At 45.0% G+C, this 17277-nt stretch carries 17 protein-coding genes; 11 read left to right on the top strand and 6 right to left on the bottom strand.

The window, feature by feature from the left end; genetic code table 11:
• Positions 1–89: 89 nt before the first annotated feature.
• From VB836_RS23565 to VB836_RS23535, 7 genes are all read left to right on the top strand, one after another.
• Positions 90–332, top strand: coding sequence for a DUF5837 family cyanobactin class RiPP (locus VB836_RS23565; RefSeq protein WP_323223097.1), 243 nt, complete (start codon positions 90–92; stop codon positions 330–332).
• Positions 333–580: 248 nt separating this feature from the next.
• A complete protein-coding gene (locus tag VB836_RS23560) occupies positions 581–2284 on the top strand; it encodes a DUF5838 family protein (protein ID WP_323223095.1) in 1704 nt (567 codons plus the stop codon).
• A gap of 183 nt (positions 2285–2467) precedes the next feature.
• Positions 2468–3400, top strand: a complete 933-nt coding sequence (locus VB836_RS23555; RefSeq protein ID WP_323223093.1) for a LynF/TruF/PatF family peptide O-prenyltransferase — start codon at positions 2468–2470, stop codon at positions 3398–3400.
• A 53-nt stretch (positions 3401–3453) separates the two neighbouring features.
• The gene (locus VB836_RS23550; protein WP_323223092.1) at positions 3454–3681 is read left to right on the top strand and encodes a DUF5838 family protein; all 228 of its coding nucleotides are present in this window, start codon (positions 3454–3456) and stop codon (positions 3679–3681) included.
• Between the two features lie 39 nt (positions 3682–3720).
• A complete protein-coding gene (locus VB836_RS23545) occupies positions 3721–4110 on the top strand; it encodes a DUF5838 family protein (RefSeq protein WP_323223091.1) in 390 nt (129 codons plus the stop codon).
• Positions 4111–4148: 38 nt separating this feature from the next.
• Positions 4149–4952: a DUF5829 family protein gene (locus tag VB836_RS23540; protein WP_323223089.1), complete on the top strand. Its 804-nt coding sequence runs from the start codon at positions 4149–4151 to the stop codon at positions 4950–4952.
• 171 nt (positions 4953–5123) lie between these two features.
• Positions 5124–9080 carry a PatA/PatG family cyanobactin maturation protease gene (locus tag VB836_RS23535; protein WP_323223087.1) on the top strand — a complete coding sequence of 1319 codons (3957 nt, stop codon included), beginning with the start codon at positions 5124–5126 and terminating at the stop codon, positions 9078–9080.
• Positions 9081–9094: 14 nt separating this feature from the next.
• Here VB836_RS23535 and VB836_RS23530 read toward each other — a convergent pair whose 3' ends face one another.
• Both VB836_RS23530 and VB836_RS23525 read right to left on the bottom strand, forming a co-directional pair.
• A complete protein-coding gene (locus VB836_RS23530) occupies positions 9095–10144 on the bottom strand; it encodes a bifunctional heptose 7-phosphate kinase/heptose 1-phosphate adenyltransferase (protein WP_323223085.1) in 1050 nt (349 codons plus the stop codon).
• A 50-nt stretch (positions 10145–10194) separates the two neighbouring features.
• Positions 10195–10755 (bottom strand): response regulator, encoded by a 561-nt coding sequence (locus tag VB836_RS23525; RefSeq protein WP_046276677.1) that lies wholly within the window; start codon positions 10753–10755, stop codon positions 10195–10197.
• A 346-nt stretch (positions 10756–11101) separates the two neighbouring features.
• Here VB836_RS23525 and lipA point away from each other — a divergent pair, with 346 nt between their 5' ends.
• Both lipA and psaX read left to right on the top strand, forming a co-directional pair.
• Positions 11102–12040 carry a lipoyl synthase gene (gene lipA / locus VB836_RS23520; RefSeq protein ID WP_323223083.1) on the top strand — a complete coding sequence of 313 codons (939 nt, stop codon included), beginning with the start codon at positions 11102–11104 and terminating at the stop codon, positions 12038–12040.
• Positions 12041–12128: 88 nt separating this feature from the next.
• Positions 12129–12239 carry a photosystem I protein PsaX gene (gene psaX, locus VB836_RS23515; protein ID WP_072075644.1) on the top strand — a complete coding sequence of 37 codons (111 nt, stop codon included), beginning with the start codon at positions 12129–12131 and terminating at the stop codon, positions 12237–12239.
• 117 nt (positions 12240–12356) lie between these two features.
• On the opposite strand, the gene VB836_RS23510 is transcribed toward psaX, so the two are convergent.
• Positions 12357–12731, bottom strand: a complete 375-nt coding sequence (locus VB836_RS23510; RefSeq protein ID WP_049561290.1) for a hypothetical protein — start codon at positions 12729–12731, stop codon at positions 12357–12359.
• 76 nt (positions 12732–12807) lie between these two features.
• Here VB836_RS23510 and VB836_RS23505 point away from each other — a divergent pair, with 76 nt between their 5' ends.
• Together VB836_RS23505 and VB836_RS23500 are read left to right on the top strand one after the other, a co-directional pair.
• Positions 12808–13401: a DJ-1/PfpI family protein gene (locus VB836_RS23505; protein WP_323223079.1), complete on the top strand. Its 594-nt coding sequence runs from the start codon at positions 12808–12810 to the stop codon at positions 13399–13401.
• 62 nt (positions 13402–13463) lie between these two features.
• A complete protein-coding gene (locus tag VB836_RS23500; RefSeq protein ID WP_323223077.1) occupies positions 13464–14720 on the top strand; it encodes a glycosyltransferase family protein in 1257 nt (418 codons plus the stop codon).
• 332 nt (positions 14721–15052) lie between these two features.
• On the opposite strand, the gene VB836_RS23495 is transcribed toward VB836_RS23500, so the two are convergent.
• The 3 genes from VB836_RS23495 to VB836_RS23485 all read right to left on the bottom strand — a co-directional run bounded on the left by VB836_RS23495 (position 15053) and on the right by VB836_RS23485 (position 17196).
• Entirely contained in the window at positions 15053–15445 is a 393-nt protein-coding gene (locus VB836_RS23495; RefSeq protein ID WP_323223075.1) for a hypothetical protein, read from the bottom strand.
• Positions 15446–15643: 198 nt separating this feature from the next.
• Entirely contained in the window at positions 15644–16348 is a 705-nt protein-coding gene (locus VB836_RS23490) for an ImmA/IrrE family metallo-endopeptidase (RefSeq protein WP_323223073.1), read from the bottom strand.
• A 500-nt stretch (positions 16349–16848) separates the two neighbouring features.
• Positions 16849–17196, bottom strand: coding sequence for a 4a-hydroxytetrahydrobiopterin dehydratase (locus tag VB836_RS23485; RefSeq protein WP_046276672.1), 348 nt, complete (start codon positions 17194–17196; stop codon positions 16849–16851).
• Between the last annotated feature and the right edge of the window lie 81 nt (positions 17197–17277).

Raw genomic sequence — 17277 nt, 5'->3', positions numbered from 1 at the left:
TCGCCCGACTAGGCTTCTTCTCCAGGAAGAAGGGGACTGACCCACCTCAACGGGTCAATAAACCATGCAACAAAAAGAGGATTATTCTCATGGATAAGAAAAACATCCTGCCCCACCAAGGCAAGCCCGTACTCCGTAGCACCAACGGTAAACTCCCCAGCCACTTGGCTGAACTGTCTGAAGAAGCGCTCGGTGGTGCCGGTATGGATGCATCTTACGTGCCGCCTTGTTCCTACGATGGGGCAGATGCATCTTACGTGCCGCCTTGTTCCTACGATGGGGCAGATGCATCTTACGTGCCGCCTTGTTCCTACGATGATGGTGATGCCTAAATCACCTGAATTGGCAATCGCTAGCCAATCAAATCTTCAGCCTAGTTCACCTTTGGGAATAAAGCAGTTTACTGTCCTAAATCTAAACACTAAAGAGCGCTAGGCTTTAGCTGAAAGACGAGGATAAGGATGCTTGGATAGCAGACATCGATCGAGTCTTGTCTTCCTGATCTTTGCCTCGTCTTTTTTGAAAAACGATTGTATAGCCTAATACTTGTTTGGCTACCCCCTATTACCCTCAAAATATTATGCAAAATAATTCTATCAGTCCTAGTGTTCCTACTCAGTCCAGCCCAACATCTGAAGCCGAAAAAGTTCGTGCTTTTTATAACAAAAATTCCATTAACTTTAGTCGAATGGTTCCTGAGCCGGTCGCTAGATCCCATAATCTTGATCTGGCGGCTCGTATGGGGATACAACCGGGGAACTATATCTTTGATGCGGGTTGTGGGGCTGGAATTCCGGCAATTCATATTGCCCAGTCGTATCCAGGAACGCGGATTGAGGGAATAACGATTTCTGAAGTGGAGGCAGCAGAAGCGCAAATTCGGATTGCCCAAGCTAACTTAGTTGATCGGGTACGGGTGCAAGTGGGAGATTTTCATGCACCACCCTTTCCTAACGAAGTCTTTGATGTGGTGTTTTTCAACGACAGCATCAAGTATTCTAATCAGGTGTCCCAAGTCCTAGCTGAAGCCAAGCGGGTGCTGCGTCCAGGAGGTACTCTATATATCACAGGTCTTTTTGTCAAAGAGCCGCCACTCTCTGCGCTAGAGCAACAATCGCTTGAGGAAGCCAAGCAGCAAGAAATGTATGGCGCTCATGTGATTACCATTAAGAAAACGGTTGAATTTGTCAAGCAGGCAGGTTTCCAGTCCATTGAATATGACGAAAATCTGGCGATGACAATGCCAGCCCTCGCTTTGCGTCTGACTGCTGCAAATTTGCTTCACCCTAATTCACCTCTGTTTTTTGGAGAAATTAAAGCGGTAAAACCTTCCAAAACTAAAACTCAAAATCGAATTCAACCTTCTGCTGTTATCTCTAGTCCGGTTTGGAATCGCCATGAAGAAAATTTACGCTATATTGAAGAACATAAACAAATTTTTGACATTGAAAATTCCTATCCATTAAATTTATTTGAAAATTTTATTAAAGAACAAAGGAAAGGTAAAGGAGGAACGATTTCCTGTTGCTGCAATATCGAAAAAGAACGTTGTTATCCCTCTCGTTTTGCTTATCTCTCTGAAGTTTTTGTCTCCGATCCTGCCCTGAAATTGCTCGATATAGAAGATTTTCTCTCTTTCTCCCATCGCCTAGAAGAACGTCCAGAACTCCAGATTAATCGGAGTTTACTTCAGCAGTTTTTAGCAACAGGTTTAGACCCTTCTAAGGTAGATATGGTGACTGTTGGTGTTGACGTTCGGCCCGAACTCAGACATTCACGGATTAAGTTGTATTTGAGCATCAGGGACTATCCAGAAAAGATAGCAATTGCCATAGCACTTTGTGGGGAACAGCGTGATTGGGAGAAATTAATTGTTAATGGAACATTATTAGTAGGGTTTGACTTTTTCTTGGATAATCGAGCTGCGGTAGAAGTCTATCCCACGTTTTCCCCCGCCGATCTCCAACGAGCAGATGTTCAAGCCTATTTAACTTCCAGACTACCTGCAAAAGCACTGCCTCTACTCTATGAAAGTAGAACTGTTCAAATTGGAATTAGCAATGATAACGAAAGTGATATCCTATATTTTAATAATTTCAAATCTCCCAACAGTGCCGTTGACTATCTGAAAAATGAAACGGTTAAGCAAGTTCATGCTCACTACCGAAATCGAGTTTTTCACGATCTATATCTAGGTATTCCTGAATCTGAATTTTATACCAATTCAATTCAGAGAGTCAAAATGTACTATCACATGAATGACTTTGTGAATCGGGTAAGGTGATTTCTGAGAAACAATGTACCGTTGAAACCGGGTTAATTATACAGCAGAATCCGGGCGCAAGTGGTATTTTCTTTCCTGGAGATCGCCTAAGCTCAAGGCAAATATAGAACAACACAAATTCAGGAATGAGTGTATGTAATTCGCCTTAGATGCTTACAAACTGTTTTATTAGGAAGTAAAATTGTGACGATTAATTCTAGATTTCAGCAAAACAATCTACGGGAACAGCGCCTTCAGTTTATGCGTGGTCATCAATATTTTTTTGATGTTACCCCTGATTTTCCGCTGCCACTTTTTGAAAAGTTAGTAGTTGAGCTAGAGGGAAGTAGTATAGTTGAGCTGTCTTGTAAGGTTCAAGAGGATCGATTGCTTGCAGGTCGTTTTTTGATTTTTAGTGATCAAATTTTTAGCAATCAGGAAAACTTTTGGCATAAATCATTGGTGCAAGCCTTGAATTTTTTGGATTCAATTGAAAGTAGAGTGGGTGTTCAAATTAACCGCAGCTCACTTCAGCAGTTTCTGGCAGCACACATCACTTCTGGCAAAATCATTGGGGTGACCATAGGACTTGACTTACGTCCAGAACTTAAGGATTCGAGTGCAAAAATACACATTATGGTTTCTGAAAATTCTGAAGATCTGGTGAGTATGGCAATTGCTCTTGATGGTGGTTATTACCCGCTTGAATTAGTCCAGACTATCCTGAAAGATTGCCGCATGATTGGGTTTGACTTTTTTTTGAATGGGCATAGTGAGGTTGAGTTATACACTTACTCTTCAAGAAAAAAAGATGGACTACATAACAATCAAGGAAAATCCACCAGATCTTACATACGAAAAAACTTCTCGCAAAAAGTTTCTTCACTCCTTGATGCTTCAGATTTTTTTATGGCCGGATTTTCTCGAGCTAATGTCAGTCCAGTATTATATTTTGGCTTTGATGATCTAAGAGATGTAAAGGAACATTTTTTATTCAATGTTTTAGGTGATAGAGTGTATGACTTTTGTCGAAGTCAGGATTCTATTACGATTACTTGGATCGGTGTAACTGAGCAGGACTTAGAGGTTAATAGATTGGATGATTTTCGCATTTATTACAGACGAAATTTTGCTTGAAATACAGACGAAATTTTACATTGACGAATTTTACCTATCACTTGAGAAAAATCATGAATCTGAATTCTTCATTTCAACAGATTAACTTACGAGAACGTCGTCTTCAGTTCATACGGACTCATCGAGATTTTTTCGATGTAGAGCCTAGCTTTCCCCTCCCTCTCTTTGAAGAAGCTGTTCTTGAAATTGAAGGATACTGTGGTATTGAACCCACTTGTCATGTTCAAGGCGATCGCTCAAAATACCGCTCCCGATTGCTTCACCGCTCGCTGCTGTCATAAACTTACTTGCCCAATCATCGTTTCCCATTATCGATCGCCATGACCAATCACCCCTTCGCTGTTTTCCTCAACCCCGATATCCAAATCAAAAGCACCGAAGACCACTACACCCTGCATTCGGCAGAATCCGATCCGACTGCTTTGCTAACCCTAGCCACAACGCCGGGAATCGGTATTGCTCTCGATCGTCTTAAGGTAAAAATATGCTTCTCGAAAGCCCGTGTAACGCCAGTTTTATGGTTTTACTTCAAAACTATAAAAGATATTCCTAAATATTTTAGGTTTAATAGCTTAGGTGATCGGATTTATGACTTTTGCCAAAGTCAAAGTTGTCTCTTATATAATGTTGTGGTTGTTACAGAGCCTGAGTTAGAAAACAGTCGATTAGAAAATTTTGATTTTTACTACATTCGATCTGAAGAATGTTAACCGCCTCTCCCCCAATATCCCTGTCAAGAAGTAAGAATATGGGAATAGAATTTAACCATTTATATGTTACTCTCGACTCAGAAACCCTAGATTCAATTGCCAAATCAGAGTTTATTAGCCAAGAATTCTGCACAATATCCCGAGATACTGTAAAAACTGATGCAGAAAGTTGGACGGGAATTTATCTCAGAGGAAAACATTCCTATCTAGAGCTTTTTCCTCCCGGCGGTGCTGAAGGGTTGAGGGAAGGTTTTTCTGGTATTGGTTTTAATAGTCAACAAGCAGGACAGATTGATATTGTACAGGAAAAGCTTAGACCCTTATTAGGAGCTAAAGAAATACTTTCTGATTTGCAAGTTCGTCAAACCGAAGCTGGAAAAGTTCCCTGGTTTTATTATTTGTCCATCAACCCATCAGAGAGAGAAGCCTTTGCTTCATGGTTGATGGAATTTCATCAGGATTATTTAAAGTATAAAAACATCAAACTTACCAGTGATGGTTGCTTTAACCGTGCTGCTTATCTAAAAAGCCTTGATACTTCCGAAACCTCTTTATTTGATGACGTATCGGAAGTTCATCTTGAATTGACTTTATCGGAACAGGAGGAGTTAGCATTACTCCTTCAAGCTTTTGGCTATGAATCATCTTGCGAAGGAGATATTACTACCTATCATTCTCATGGTTTTATGATCCAAGTATGCCAGAAAGTTGCTCCCCGTTATCGAATTCGCAAGGTTGTTTGCACTCTCAAAGAGCAATTACAGCAGGAAAAAACCTTTACTTTTGGTAAAAATGCACAGTTAAATCTGGGTAACTCGTTAGCAATTTGGGAGTTTGGATAGCTGATCCCTATACAGAATCCCCGGTGATGGGTTACGGCGCGGAATCAAAACTTATTGGTTTTTCCCAAAAATCATCCCCGCCCCTAACCCATCCTACAAGTTATAAGATTTTATTATAACTTTTTTTCAATTTCCCACCTATCTAATTATTGTTTACCATTATCAATCAATATGAACAATTGCCCTTTTGCTATTTCCCTTAACCCTGCTGTCCAAGTTACCAGCACTAAAGACGGTTATACTCTGCACGGAGCAGAATCTGAGCCGAATGCTTGGCTAACCGTTGCCACAACGCCCGGAATGGGTATGGCTCTTGATAGTCTCAAGGCAGGCAACACCACCCCTGAATTACTCGTGCAAGGGTTAGCCGAACTCGAGGGTCAGGCAGCCGGGGAACAGTTTGGGCAGATACTACAACAATTGGATGAGCGGGGTTGGTTGAGTTATGCTGTATTGCCCCTAGCAGTGGTGATTCCGATGGTGGATTCCGCCGAGTTGAATCTCACCGAACCCTACTGGACACAAACCCGCCTCAGCCTCTCCCGTTTTGCCTATCAACATCCCTACGAAGGCACAATGGTACTGGAGTCCCCCCTGTCGAAGTTTCGGGTCAAGCTCCTCGACTGGCGAGCCAGTGCGATCTTAGCTCAACTCGCCCAGCCCCAAACTTTAGGATCACTGACACCACCGCCGTACTTGGGTGCAGAAACCGCCTATCAGTTTCTCAACCTGCTGTGGGCTGCGGGGTTTCTGACGGCTGACCCTGAACCCCCCTCGCTCCAGCTTTGGGACTTTCACAACCTGCTGTTCCACAGCCGCAGCCGCTTGGGTCGCCATGACTATCCGACACAGGATATTAACATCGAGCAGTGGTCTGATTTTCCGGTGGTGAAACCACCCATGAGCGACCAGATTGTGCCGCTGCCGCGTCCGAACTTGGTGGCGTTGATGAGTAACGATGCTACGTTAACAGCCGCGATCGAAGCGCGGAAATCGATTCGAGAATACGACGAGGCACATCCAATCACCATAGAACAACTCAGTGAACTGCTCTATCGTACTGCCCGTGTCAAAGACATTCTTCGAGTGGAGGAGTGGTTTGGTGAAAATTGGCGGGAAATACTAGGTTTTGACGCGGACATTGACGACTGTGGTGAGTTGAGCCGCCGACTTTATCCTGATGGGGGAGCAATGTATGAGTTAGAGATTTATCCGGTGGTGCGGCGATGTGAAGGCTTGGATACAGGTTTATATCACTACGACCCATTGAACCATCAACTCGAGCAGATTGTTCCGGCAGAAAGCGATATTTTCTCTCGGTCAGGTTATGAGTTTCTCAACAACCTATCAAGCTCTTGGGGAAAACCACAAGTCCTTCTCGTGGTTACGGCACGGTTTGGACGTCTGTTCCGCAAGTATCGCTCTGTAGCCTATGCGCTAGTGCTGAAACACGTCGGAGTGTTGCAGCAAAATCTCTATCTAGTGGCGACGAATATGGGTCTGGCTCCCTGCGCGTTGGGGGCTGGAGATAGCGATGGTTTTGGACAAGCAGCAGGTCTGGACTATGTGGAAGAGTCGGCGGTAGGTGAGTTCGCGTTGGGATCGCTGCCGAATCGTGCTGTGGAAGCGAGTGGAGTTGAGTCAGTTGAAGAAGTTGACCCCTCCGATGAGTCTGCGGAGGTAGCAGTCTCGGTGAGCGCGGTTGAGTTGGATAGGGGTGAGGCGGAACCTGAGCCTGCTGATGTTGGGTTTCGTTCCTCAATCCAACCTACATCTGAACTAGATGTTGGGTTTCGTTCCTCAACCCAACCTACAGAATCGGTGGAGACAACAGAGGCAGCGGTTTCGGTGAGTGAGGCTGAATCTGTATCCCAGACGACGACTGAAGTCATGGACTCAGAGGCTTCCGATAGTGAAGTGGAATCGGATGTTGTAGTGAATGAAACTGAATCTGCGGCTATTTCAGCCAGTGGGATTGAGAGTTCTGCAACCCCAGCTTTGGTAGCACTCCATCCCCACGACCTCGATGATCGTGTCCCTGGACTGGCTCATATTCGCAACCAAACCCTTGGCGACCCCCGCATCACGATTGTGGTTCTCGAAGGCAACCCCGATCACTCCCTGTCCTGTTTCCAGGGCGCTGAAATTTCTAAAGTCTTTCCCTACTGGCACGACACGCCAGAACCGTTTTCCCCAGAAGACTATGCCAAATACCGAGCGATTGATGATAGCGATCGCACCAAACAGGAGAAAGAAGAAGCATTCAAAGCAGCTTTTCCAGAACCGGAGATAGTCCGTCTTAAAGTCGATGACCATACTTGCCATGTCACCAGCATCATCGTGGGTCAAGAGAACACCCCTTCTGCTGGTATTGCTCCTCACTGTCGCCTGATTAATTTGCCAGTTAACAGTACGGGGATTCCCGAAGAATCTATTGCTATTTTGAACCTAGCTCGTGCCTTTGAGCAAGCCTTGAATTTAGGGACAAATATCATTCACTGTGGGTTCTGTCGCCCTACCCAAACCTGCGAAGGGGATGAGCTATTGGCTAAAGCGGTACAGAAGTGCCTGGATAACAACATTCTAATTGTTGGGCCGGCGGGTAATGGTTTGGGTGAATATTGGTGTCTGCCTGGTGTCCTGCCAGGAGTCGTTCCGGTTGGAGCAATGGATCTAGGCAGTCCACCATCCCACTATAGTAACTGGGGACGCAACTACACCCAAGAGGGGATTATGGCTCCGGGTGACGACATTTGGGGAGCGCAACTCGGTAGTGAAAAACCGAAACTGCGAACCGGAACCAGTGGATCAGCCCCCATCGTGACCGGAATTGCTGCGCTGTTAATGAGTTTGCAAGTGCAACAGGGCAAAACTGTTGATGCTGAAGCCGTCCGAACCGCACTGCTGAATACTGCTATTCCCTGTGACCCAAACGTTGTAGAAGAACCAGAACGCTGTCTACGCGGCTTTGTGAATATCCCTGGGGCGATGAAGGTGCTGTTTGGACAACCTTCTGTTACCATTTCCTTTGCAGGCGACCAAGTGACCCGCACCGAATGGGCTGGCTATAGCACGGCGATCGCTGGGGATACGTCGAGTATTCCTGCTGGGATGACTGCGATCGCAGCAAGTTCGGCTGGAGACTCTACTATGACAATGCAAGCCGCTACGCCAATGGCAGCCGAAGTAGCGGTAACTGCGGCGGCTGACCCGGCTACTGCTGACCCCGCTACGGTAGAGGCTAGTACCGCTTTTTCGGGCCATGTTTACGCTCTGGGAACGTTGAGCTATGACTTTGGCGATGAAACCCGTGTTGATACCTTCAAAGAACGGATGGCTCCGGTAGAAATGGACAGCATCTTGGTTCCGCCAGACCCCTACGATCCCCGTCAGATGGTTGAACACCTCGATCGCAACCCAGACGAAAGCCGTTCGTTGATCTGGACGTTGAGCCTGGATGGAGACACGATCTATGTCCTAGAACCAACAGGACCGTTTTCAGACCAGATCTACGAGATGTTTGTGCTGATGTTAGCAGGTCAACTGGAACCAGAAAGCAGTGATGAATTTGTAGAACGAATTAGCATCCCCGCCCGACAAACTAACCGCACAGTTGAACTATTCTCTGGTCAGGTTGTGCCAGTCGTGAAGGTACATGACCTCCGAGGAATGTACGGCTGGAAAGTGAATACCCTGGTCAACGCGGCGATGGCGGCGATCGCTCGTCAGGTGGACGAAGCCCAAGCACCCCTCGTCCAACAAGCTCTGACTTCGTTCCTCAACCGAGTCTACAACGATCTCCGCAATGTGGGTCAGACTTCTCGCGATCGCGCCCTCAACTTTGCCGCCACCAATATCTTCCAAGCGGCTTCCGTCTTTGCAAAAGCGATCGCTGAACGTCGGCAACTCGACACCATTAAAGTCGAAAAAAGCCCCTTCTGTCGCATCAACAGTGACTGTTGGGATGTCAAGCTTGAGTTTTTCGACCCGGAAAGTAGTCGTCGGGGGCGCAAGGTTTTCCGCTTTACCCTTGATGTGGTGCTTCAGATGCCAGTAACTTTAGGTGAGGTGAAAAGCTGGTCATTGCCGTCTGAGAGAGTTGCATTTAAAGCTGATCCAAATCAATAAAATATTAGCTAATTTTAGATGGAACTCAGTTCCGAGAGAAGCGATCGCAACGTTTCTTTCATTTGCTCAGTCGTCGTTGTCGCCGTCCCAAACTGACGTACCACCAAACTCGCGGCTAAATTCCCCAAAATAGCCGCTTCCCGCATCGAAGCCCCCCTACACAACCCCAGCGTTAACGCTGCAACCACCGTATCCCCTGCTCCGGTGACATCAAACACATCCGTGCGGTTGAAAGCCGGAACATGGGATAAAATCGGACTGCTATTGTCTGAACGAGAAAACAGACTCATCCCATCTTCACCGCGAGTAATCAAAATATGAGCGGCTTGGGTGAGTTTCAACAAGTCCTCTCCGGCTTGAGCGAGGGTGTGATCATCCGTTATCGAGTATCCCACCGCCAGTTCCGCTTCAGGCAGGTTGGGAGTAAACACACTCGCCCCCGGAAACCGATGTAAATCCTTCTGTGTATCCACCACCGTCAAAGGATGAGATAAAGCCGCCTTAATCGTCGCAGGCGTGAGAACCCCATCCCCATAGTCCGAACAAACCACTGCATCTACAGTCCCCAGTTGTTGGCGAATATAGTCAGCCAATTGTAACTGTAAGTCCGCATCCGGTAAATCATCAGATTTGCGGTCAATTCTGACAATTTGTTGCGTCACCGACTGACGGGCATGACCGGAAATGCGAGTTTTCGTCACCGTCGGGCGATGAGGGTCTAGCAACATTCCCCCAGTGTCAATTCCCGCTTGCTCAAAGATTCGCCGCAAAGCCAAACCCTGTTCATCCTCACCCACAAAACCAGCGACTTTCACCGTTGCACCCAGTTTCGCCAGATTATACACCGCATTCGCCCCACCTCCGGGAATCTGACGAGTCGCTTCATGTCTGAGAATTAACACCGGCGCCTCACGAGAGAGACGTTCTACCTGACCCGTGAGATATTCGTCTAGGGTTAAATCTCCCACAACTAAGACTTTGGCTTGAGAAAATTGATCCAACCGTTGCGTGAGTGAGTCTGCCGTCGCACTCAGTTGGGTGAGAAAAGAAGCATCTAGAGTCATAACGGGAATCAGGGAATGAACAGTGAATTTTAGCAGTTCCCCTCTCAGGCTTAAGAGGGCTTTTTTTGTTTGAGAACAAAAGCCTTGAGTTGAACAAGTTGTTTTTTGAGGGCGTTCATCTCGGCTTGCATCTTGACCATTTGCTGTTCTAAGGCTTGAATTTTCGCCGCGTCAGCCGTTGATAGCGCTCCTGGAGTTACAGCAGGTGCAGCACTCGGTTGGGGTTCTCGGACTTTGTTCGCCTTGGCAAAAGCTGACTTGATCGCCTCGATCAGTTGCTTTTTCTCAAAGGGTTTTTCGATAAACTCAAAATACTCAAAGGGTTCAGCAATTTTTTCGGTGACCTCCTCTTTACGACCCGACATTAACACTAATGGAATTTTCCGCAGATCATTATGAGCTTGGATCTGCTGGAACACTTCCCAACCGCTCAACTTGGGTAACAGGAAATCCAACATAATCAAGTTGGGATGTTCCTGATGAACCAGTTCGAGTCCTTCTTTACCGTCTTTGGCTTCTAAGACGTCAAAGTTACCCGGAGGCAGCATTTCCCGAACTCGCACTCGAATAACTTTGCTATCATCAATAACCAGGATTTTCCGACCTGCCACGACTGACTCCCTGTGATGAGTTAAGTGTTCCTCTTTGAGTCTATTGTGACTCATAGCTTAGAACTCTACCCGAGTTCTTTTCATACATTAGAGTAATCTGGATCAGCCTCAAAGGGCAAAAGGCAGAAGGCAAAAGCGCAAACTTGCGGCCCGGCGGTTTCCGCCGAGAGCAAAGTTTGTAAGAGAGGCAAAAGGCAACAGGCAAAAGGTAAGAGGGATAGGGGATAGGGGACAGGGGACAGTTAAGAGGCAAGATTGATAACTGGTAACTGGTAACTGGTAAAACTGGTCACTGTTAACTTGTTGTACTAACCTATAGGGATATTGCCATACATTTACGTTGAAGATGTCAACCCCAACTCACTCCCCGTCTACACCTCAGCCTCAACCTAATTCCCTACGAGCAACTGTGGCGGCCATGCCTGACTGGTTGCGGCGTCCGATTGGAAAAGCCAGTGAACTGTCTGAAGTTCAGCGTATTATCAAACAGCGCCAAATTCATACCATCTGTGAGGAGGGACGTTGCCCAAACCGGGGAGAATGTTATGCCAACGGTACGGCGACTTTTCTGCTGATGGGGCCGACTTGCACCCGTTCCTGTGCCTTTTGTCAAGTGGATAAGGGTCATGCTCCTATGCCGTTAGACCCGGATGAACCCCAAAAGGTTGCCGAAGCGGTAAAGCTTCTTGGGTTGCGTTATGTGGTGTTGACTTCTGTCGCCCGAGATGATTTAACCGATGGCGGTGCAGCTTGGTTTGTCGCCACGATGGAGGCGATTCGGCAACATAACCCCCAAACCGAGATTGAAGTCCTGACGGCGGATTTTTGGGGGGGACAGGGTGGGGGTGATCCCAGTGAACTCCAATATCAACGCATTGCCACTGTCGTTGCCGCTCAACCCGCTTGTTATAACCATAATGTCGAAACCGTCCGACGTCTACAAGCAACGGTTAGACGGGGTGCTAAGTATGAGCGATCGTTGGATGTGTTGAGAATTGTTAAAAAACTGGATTCAACTATTCCCACAAAGTCCGGATTAATGTTAGGACATGGAGAAACCGAAGCGGAGATTATTCAAACCCTTGAAGATCTCCGATCAATTGAATGCGATCGCCTGACTCTGGGTCAATATATGCGTCCGTCTCTAGCACATTTACCTGTGCAGAAATATTGGACTCCAGCCGAATTTGAACGGTTCGGTGCGATCGCTGAAGAAATGGGGTTTTCTCATGTGCGATCAGGCCCACTTGTTCGCAGTTCTTATCATGCTGGAGAAATAGACTGATCTTGCTTAGGAAAGAGATTGATCCCCATTTGTCTGAAAATGATCTCATCTATGCTTTAATAAAGTCATCGAATTGGGAATTCAGTTTATGACAAAGAGTCAATCCAAAGCACCTTACACTTTTCGCGCTTTCTGGGCAATCTTACTTTTAGCAATCAACTTTTTGGTGGCCGCTTACTACTTCCATATCATCCAATAGTTGGAAACGCTGTTAATTTTTGATTTAATAAATTGGTGCTGCTCCCGATTTCGGATTGAATTTGATCAAAATGAATTCTAGAGCAGCACTTTAAGGATTTTCAATCTCTTGCTGTTTTTAGGTTTCGGTCTGAGATTCGATCTGGTCAACACGCTGCTGAAGTTGTTGAAAATCTTGTTTGAGTTCAATCACCAGTGTTGCTAATCGATCAAACATCGGATCACCAGACATTAAATGCGATCGCGGATCGGGCGGAATATTTTCAACAGGCGGAACTTCAACAATATTAACCGAGGGAGAAGATCGTGATCTTAAACCGCTAATTTCCCCTCTCAATTGACCGATTTGAGTTTCTAAGCGCCGAATCCGAAATTCCAGTTGAGAGTTGGTAGAAGCCTGAGCCGAAGAAAATAATTGCCAAACTATCAAAATGGTTACAAAGGCAAGACTCAAGCGGAGAATAGTACGAGATTTTAAAAGGTTTTTCATCATTGTTTGGGTTGAGAAATGACAACAAAAATGTCTCTTGGTTTTAAGAGATTGATCATTTGAGTGAATGGTAAAGACAATGACCCAAAAAAATGTTGCGATCTTGATCTATAATGATGTCGAAGTTCTAGACTTTGCCGGGCCGTTTGAGGTTTTTTCTGTGACCTCAGAATCCGATGAAAATAAACCGTTTCAGGTGTACACCGTTGCAGAAACAAAAGAAGCTATTCGCGCCAAAAATGGGCTGAGTGTTAATCCCGAATATACGCTGACTGATTGCCCCTCTCCTCATATTGTAATCATTCCGGGCGGAATTGGCAGTCGAGAAGCGATGAAGCGATCGCCGATTTTAGATTGGGTTAAAACCTGTTCTCAAGATGCTGAGTTCGTGATGTCCGTTTGTACGGGTTCTTTGATTTTAGCAAAAGCAGGTTTACTTGAGGGTTTAAAAGCAACCACTCATTACCAAGCCTTTGACTTACTGCGAGAAATTGCACCCAATACAACAGTTGTCGAAAATCAACGGTTTGTCGAGCAAGACAAAATTCTCACCTCGGGGGGAATTGCCGCCGGAATAGATTTGTCGCTGTATGTGGTGGCAAAATTATTAGGTCAAGAAGTCGCTTTAAACACTACAAAATACATGGAATATCACTGGACACATCCGCTTTAAATCGATCCAATCTTTGTGTCGATCATGTCGAACGTGGTTTGGGTTTTTATTCAAGAAACGAGATGGTGCAGCCTATTGATATTATAATCCTTTCTAACGGCCCTGGAGAACTCACAACCTGGGTTCGTCCAGTGGTTGAGGCATTGCGAAAACAGTTAGGAAATCAAGGGGAAAAGGTGAGAATTTCTCTCATCCTTTCGCCTTGTCCTCATGCTACCGGAAAAGAAGTGGCGATCGCAAGTTCTTTTCCAGAAATAGATCGGGTTCAGAGTGCCGACTATTTTTGGCAATTTTTATTATCGGGAAAAACCGCCGAAAATTGGGACTGGTATCCTCAAGGTGTGGTTGTTTTTTTGGGTGGCGATCAATTTTTTACCGTAATCACAGCAAAACGCTTAGGCTATCGTAGCGTTATTTATGCAGAATGGGATGCGCGTTGGTGGCGATGGATAGATAGTTTTGCGGCGATGAATGCTAAGGTGATTGAAGCAATTCCGAATCAATATTCTGCTAAATTTAGGATTGTTGGGGATTTGATGGCGGATGTGCAGTTGAGGAAAAATCAACAACTGAATTTAGACTTTTTAAGCGATCCGAATGTAGAATTAATTGGGTTGTTACCCGGTTCAAAAGCTGCGAAACTAGCGCAAGGTGTGCCGTTAACCTTAGCGATCGCCCAATATTTACACAATAAACGACCTCAAACTTGCTTTATGATTCCCGTCGCCCCAACGTTAGAATTATCAACGTTAGCGCAATTTGCCGATCCAAAGTTTAATCCTATTGTAGCACAAATCGGTGATTTTAAGGCAATTTTACAGGATGCTAATCCGCCTTATTTTCAGTTAGAATCGGGTTTAAAAATTTACTTGTACACTGAAACCCCTGCTTATGGGTTGTTGTCTCAATGTCGGTTGTGTTTAACAACAGTTGGGGCGAATACGGCTGAATTAGGGTGTTTAGGCGTGCCAATGATTGTATTGATTCCCACCCAACAATTAGATGCGATGCGGGCTTGGGATGGAATACCGGGGCTATTAGCGAATTTACCCTTAGCAGGTTCAATGTTTGCAAAAGCGATCAATTGGATGGTATTAAAACAGGGGAAACGGTTTGCTTGGCCGAATATTTGGGCGAAAACGGAAATTGTCCCGGAGTTAGTTGGAAAGTTAGAAGCGAAAACAGTGGCGGAGTTAGCGTTAGATTATTTACAAAATCCCGAAAAACTACAACAAATGCGCGATCGTTTAGTTGAAGTTCGAGGGGAACCGGGAGCGGCAGAAAAGTTAGCAAAAATGGTATTAGAACAAGTCTTTTGAATAGTCGTAAAAATACAAGTAGATGGCGATCGCCGTGATGAAATAAAAGGAGGACTTTTGGAGATTCCAGTTGTTTCTTTGGCGTACTGACTGACTAGAAACTCGGTGTAGAGAAGCACTGATTGCTTGATAGATGCAGGGAGTTTGCTAAGGTTGTTTAAGATGGTAGATTCTCATGTCATTTCTAATTCTCCTTTTCAGTTTTGACCAAAAATATTGTACCTACATATATTTGAATCTCGAAAGATTGGGAATCAGCAGATAGTTGGAGGAATGAACTTCACCTATCAGCCAATTCATTTGTTTTTGAGGGACTGTTTTGGCTTGGGGTTTTAATTTTCTGAGGATTGATTATCTGCTTTAACTCTCTTCAAAAAAATAGCCTGACACCAGTCAATATCCTGTCCAACTCTAAACATGACATAATCAACACCATAGGCACTCCAGTAACTAATTACTTGTCCGGTGAGTCCTTGGGTGCTATTAATTCGCTCAACGGTACAACCAAGGGGAAATTTTTGAGCGGTGGGACAATCTTTCCACTGTTTGAGTTGTTGGATATATTCCCGTTTCTCTGGGGACAGCAACTCCCAAGCCTCCCGTTTCCAGTCGGGGTATGCTTTTCCGAGAGCCTCAATTTCTTTCCAGGTTTGGGCTGTTGTTAGTAATTCGGCGAGTTGTTGGGGGTTTTGGAGTTCCCAGCGAGAAAGGGGAAGGGCAGTCATAGCGATTTCTACACCATAGATAGGGTTATTGACAAATTCACTTTGCTCAGACTGTAAATATAGCGTGTTAGAGCGGCTGTGAATGTAAAATTAAACGCGGCAATCTCAGATTTCCCCAGAAGGTAGTCAGAGAGTGGCTTCTGTGGGGAGAAACCGGATTTTTGCTGCAACGAAGTCCCGAGTTGAGGCTTGGGACAATTAACGTTTGGCCTCTTCTAGCATGATCAACCGACTCAGGGATTGACCCCGAGCCTGGTGATTGATCAACTGTTGGGGTTGTTTGAGGGTTTCGCAACCGGGATAAATGGTGCGTTCTCCGGGACGAATATGAATCCAGCCTAAATCTTGCAGGCGACAAACCAGATTGGAGATGCTGACGCCCAATTCTTGACGGAGTTCATAGAGGTGTGACCATTTTGTTAAGTCTCGACTGAGGCGTTTCTGCTCCATAATATAGCGCGGCATCAACAAACAACTGGCAAAATATTGAGCTTGCCATTCTATGGAGGCGATTTGAGCGATGCTACTCTGGGAGCGACAAACAAAGGATTCTTCGGCGTCTGTGGCGGCTTGGAGAATCGCTTGATGGTTCACGTGTAACACCCAATGGCCGATTTCGTGGGCGAGGGTTGATTCGATGAAGCCTTGAGGTTTGTTGAGAATATTTTCGTTAATCTCAATCAGTCGTTCTCTCGGTAAAATCCTCGCAGCAATCGCCCCTTGTTCGTCGGGTTCTATGACATCCCAAACCACGCCTAAATCGAGAAAATCAGCCACTAAAGAGCCATCAAACGGCCAATTCGGAGCAAAATGTGTTGTCGTTTGCATCTGTTCTAGGATGCGGTTGGCTTGATGTTCAATAAACGCTTTTGTGTGAAAACGGTATGGTTTTAGTAAGTTCACGTCTTATTTTTCCTCCCGTGCATAAAACATCTATCCGGCTGCAAAAACTGACGAGATTGAACCGGATAAAAACGAGAAATTTCACTCACTTTTTATCGATAAAAATATAAAGTTTTGATTCTTAAAATTTGGTTTTTATTTGTTTACAAAAACCCTTGAGAGTTGTAGCACAGTCTAACCCCAGTTCACAGTGAAGAATTGCTGAATCACTGTTATTAAATTCATATATAGTTTGTAACACATTTCAGCAAAGTTGTCAAGCGTATTGACTCGTACCCTTGGCATGATGTCCAGTTGATCAAGGCTTAGAACTAAAGCATCATGTAATACATTTTTATTACAAATTCTCCAAAATTACGGCAAATTGTCCCTCTCTCATCTAAAGTTGATTAAAAAAAGTTGAATCAAAATCTATTTGGAACTCAAGCAACTTGAACCCGTGAAAAAAGGTTTGCAGAGAGGATGCAAACACTTAATTTAAACGATGATTGAGTGAGAGTTTATTGGAAGCTTTGAGCAAGATCATCGGTTTTAGCTGCCATAATAAAATCATTGCGATGCAATCCAGAAATTGTATGCGTCCACCAAGTAACGGTTGTTTTTCCATATTCAGTGGTAATTGCTGGGTGATGTCCTTCTGCTTCGGCTGCATTTCCGACTTGATTTGTAAAGTCTAAAGCGGTTTTAAAATCGGGAAATTTATAAGTTCGCTGTAAACGAGTTTCGCCTTGGCTATCAATTAAATCCCATTCAGGAATTTGCGGTTTAAGCTGTTGAATTTCTTCTTGAGTTACGGGTTTTGCATCTGCGGTACAGGCTTCACATTTTTGTTCGGTGAGTTGTGCCATAATAGCCTCCTAAAATGTTTGAGAATAAAAAGATAAAGTCAGAAATTAGCCCATTTAATTTCTAGGATTACTTATAATATT

Origin of the sequence: Limnoraphis robusta BA-68 BA1, from assembly GCF_034932365.1 — a bacterium.
GTDB lineage: Bacteria > Cyanobacteriota > Cyanobacteriia > Cyanobacteriales > Microcoleaceae > Capilliphycus > Capilliphycus robustus.
The sequence above is the reverse complement of the archived record's forward strand: the minus strand, read 5'-3'. Positions and strand labels throughout refer to the sequence as shown.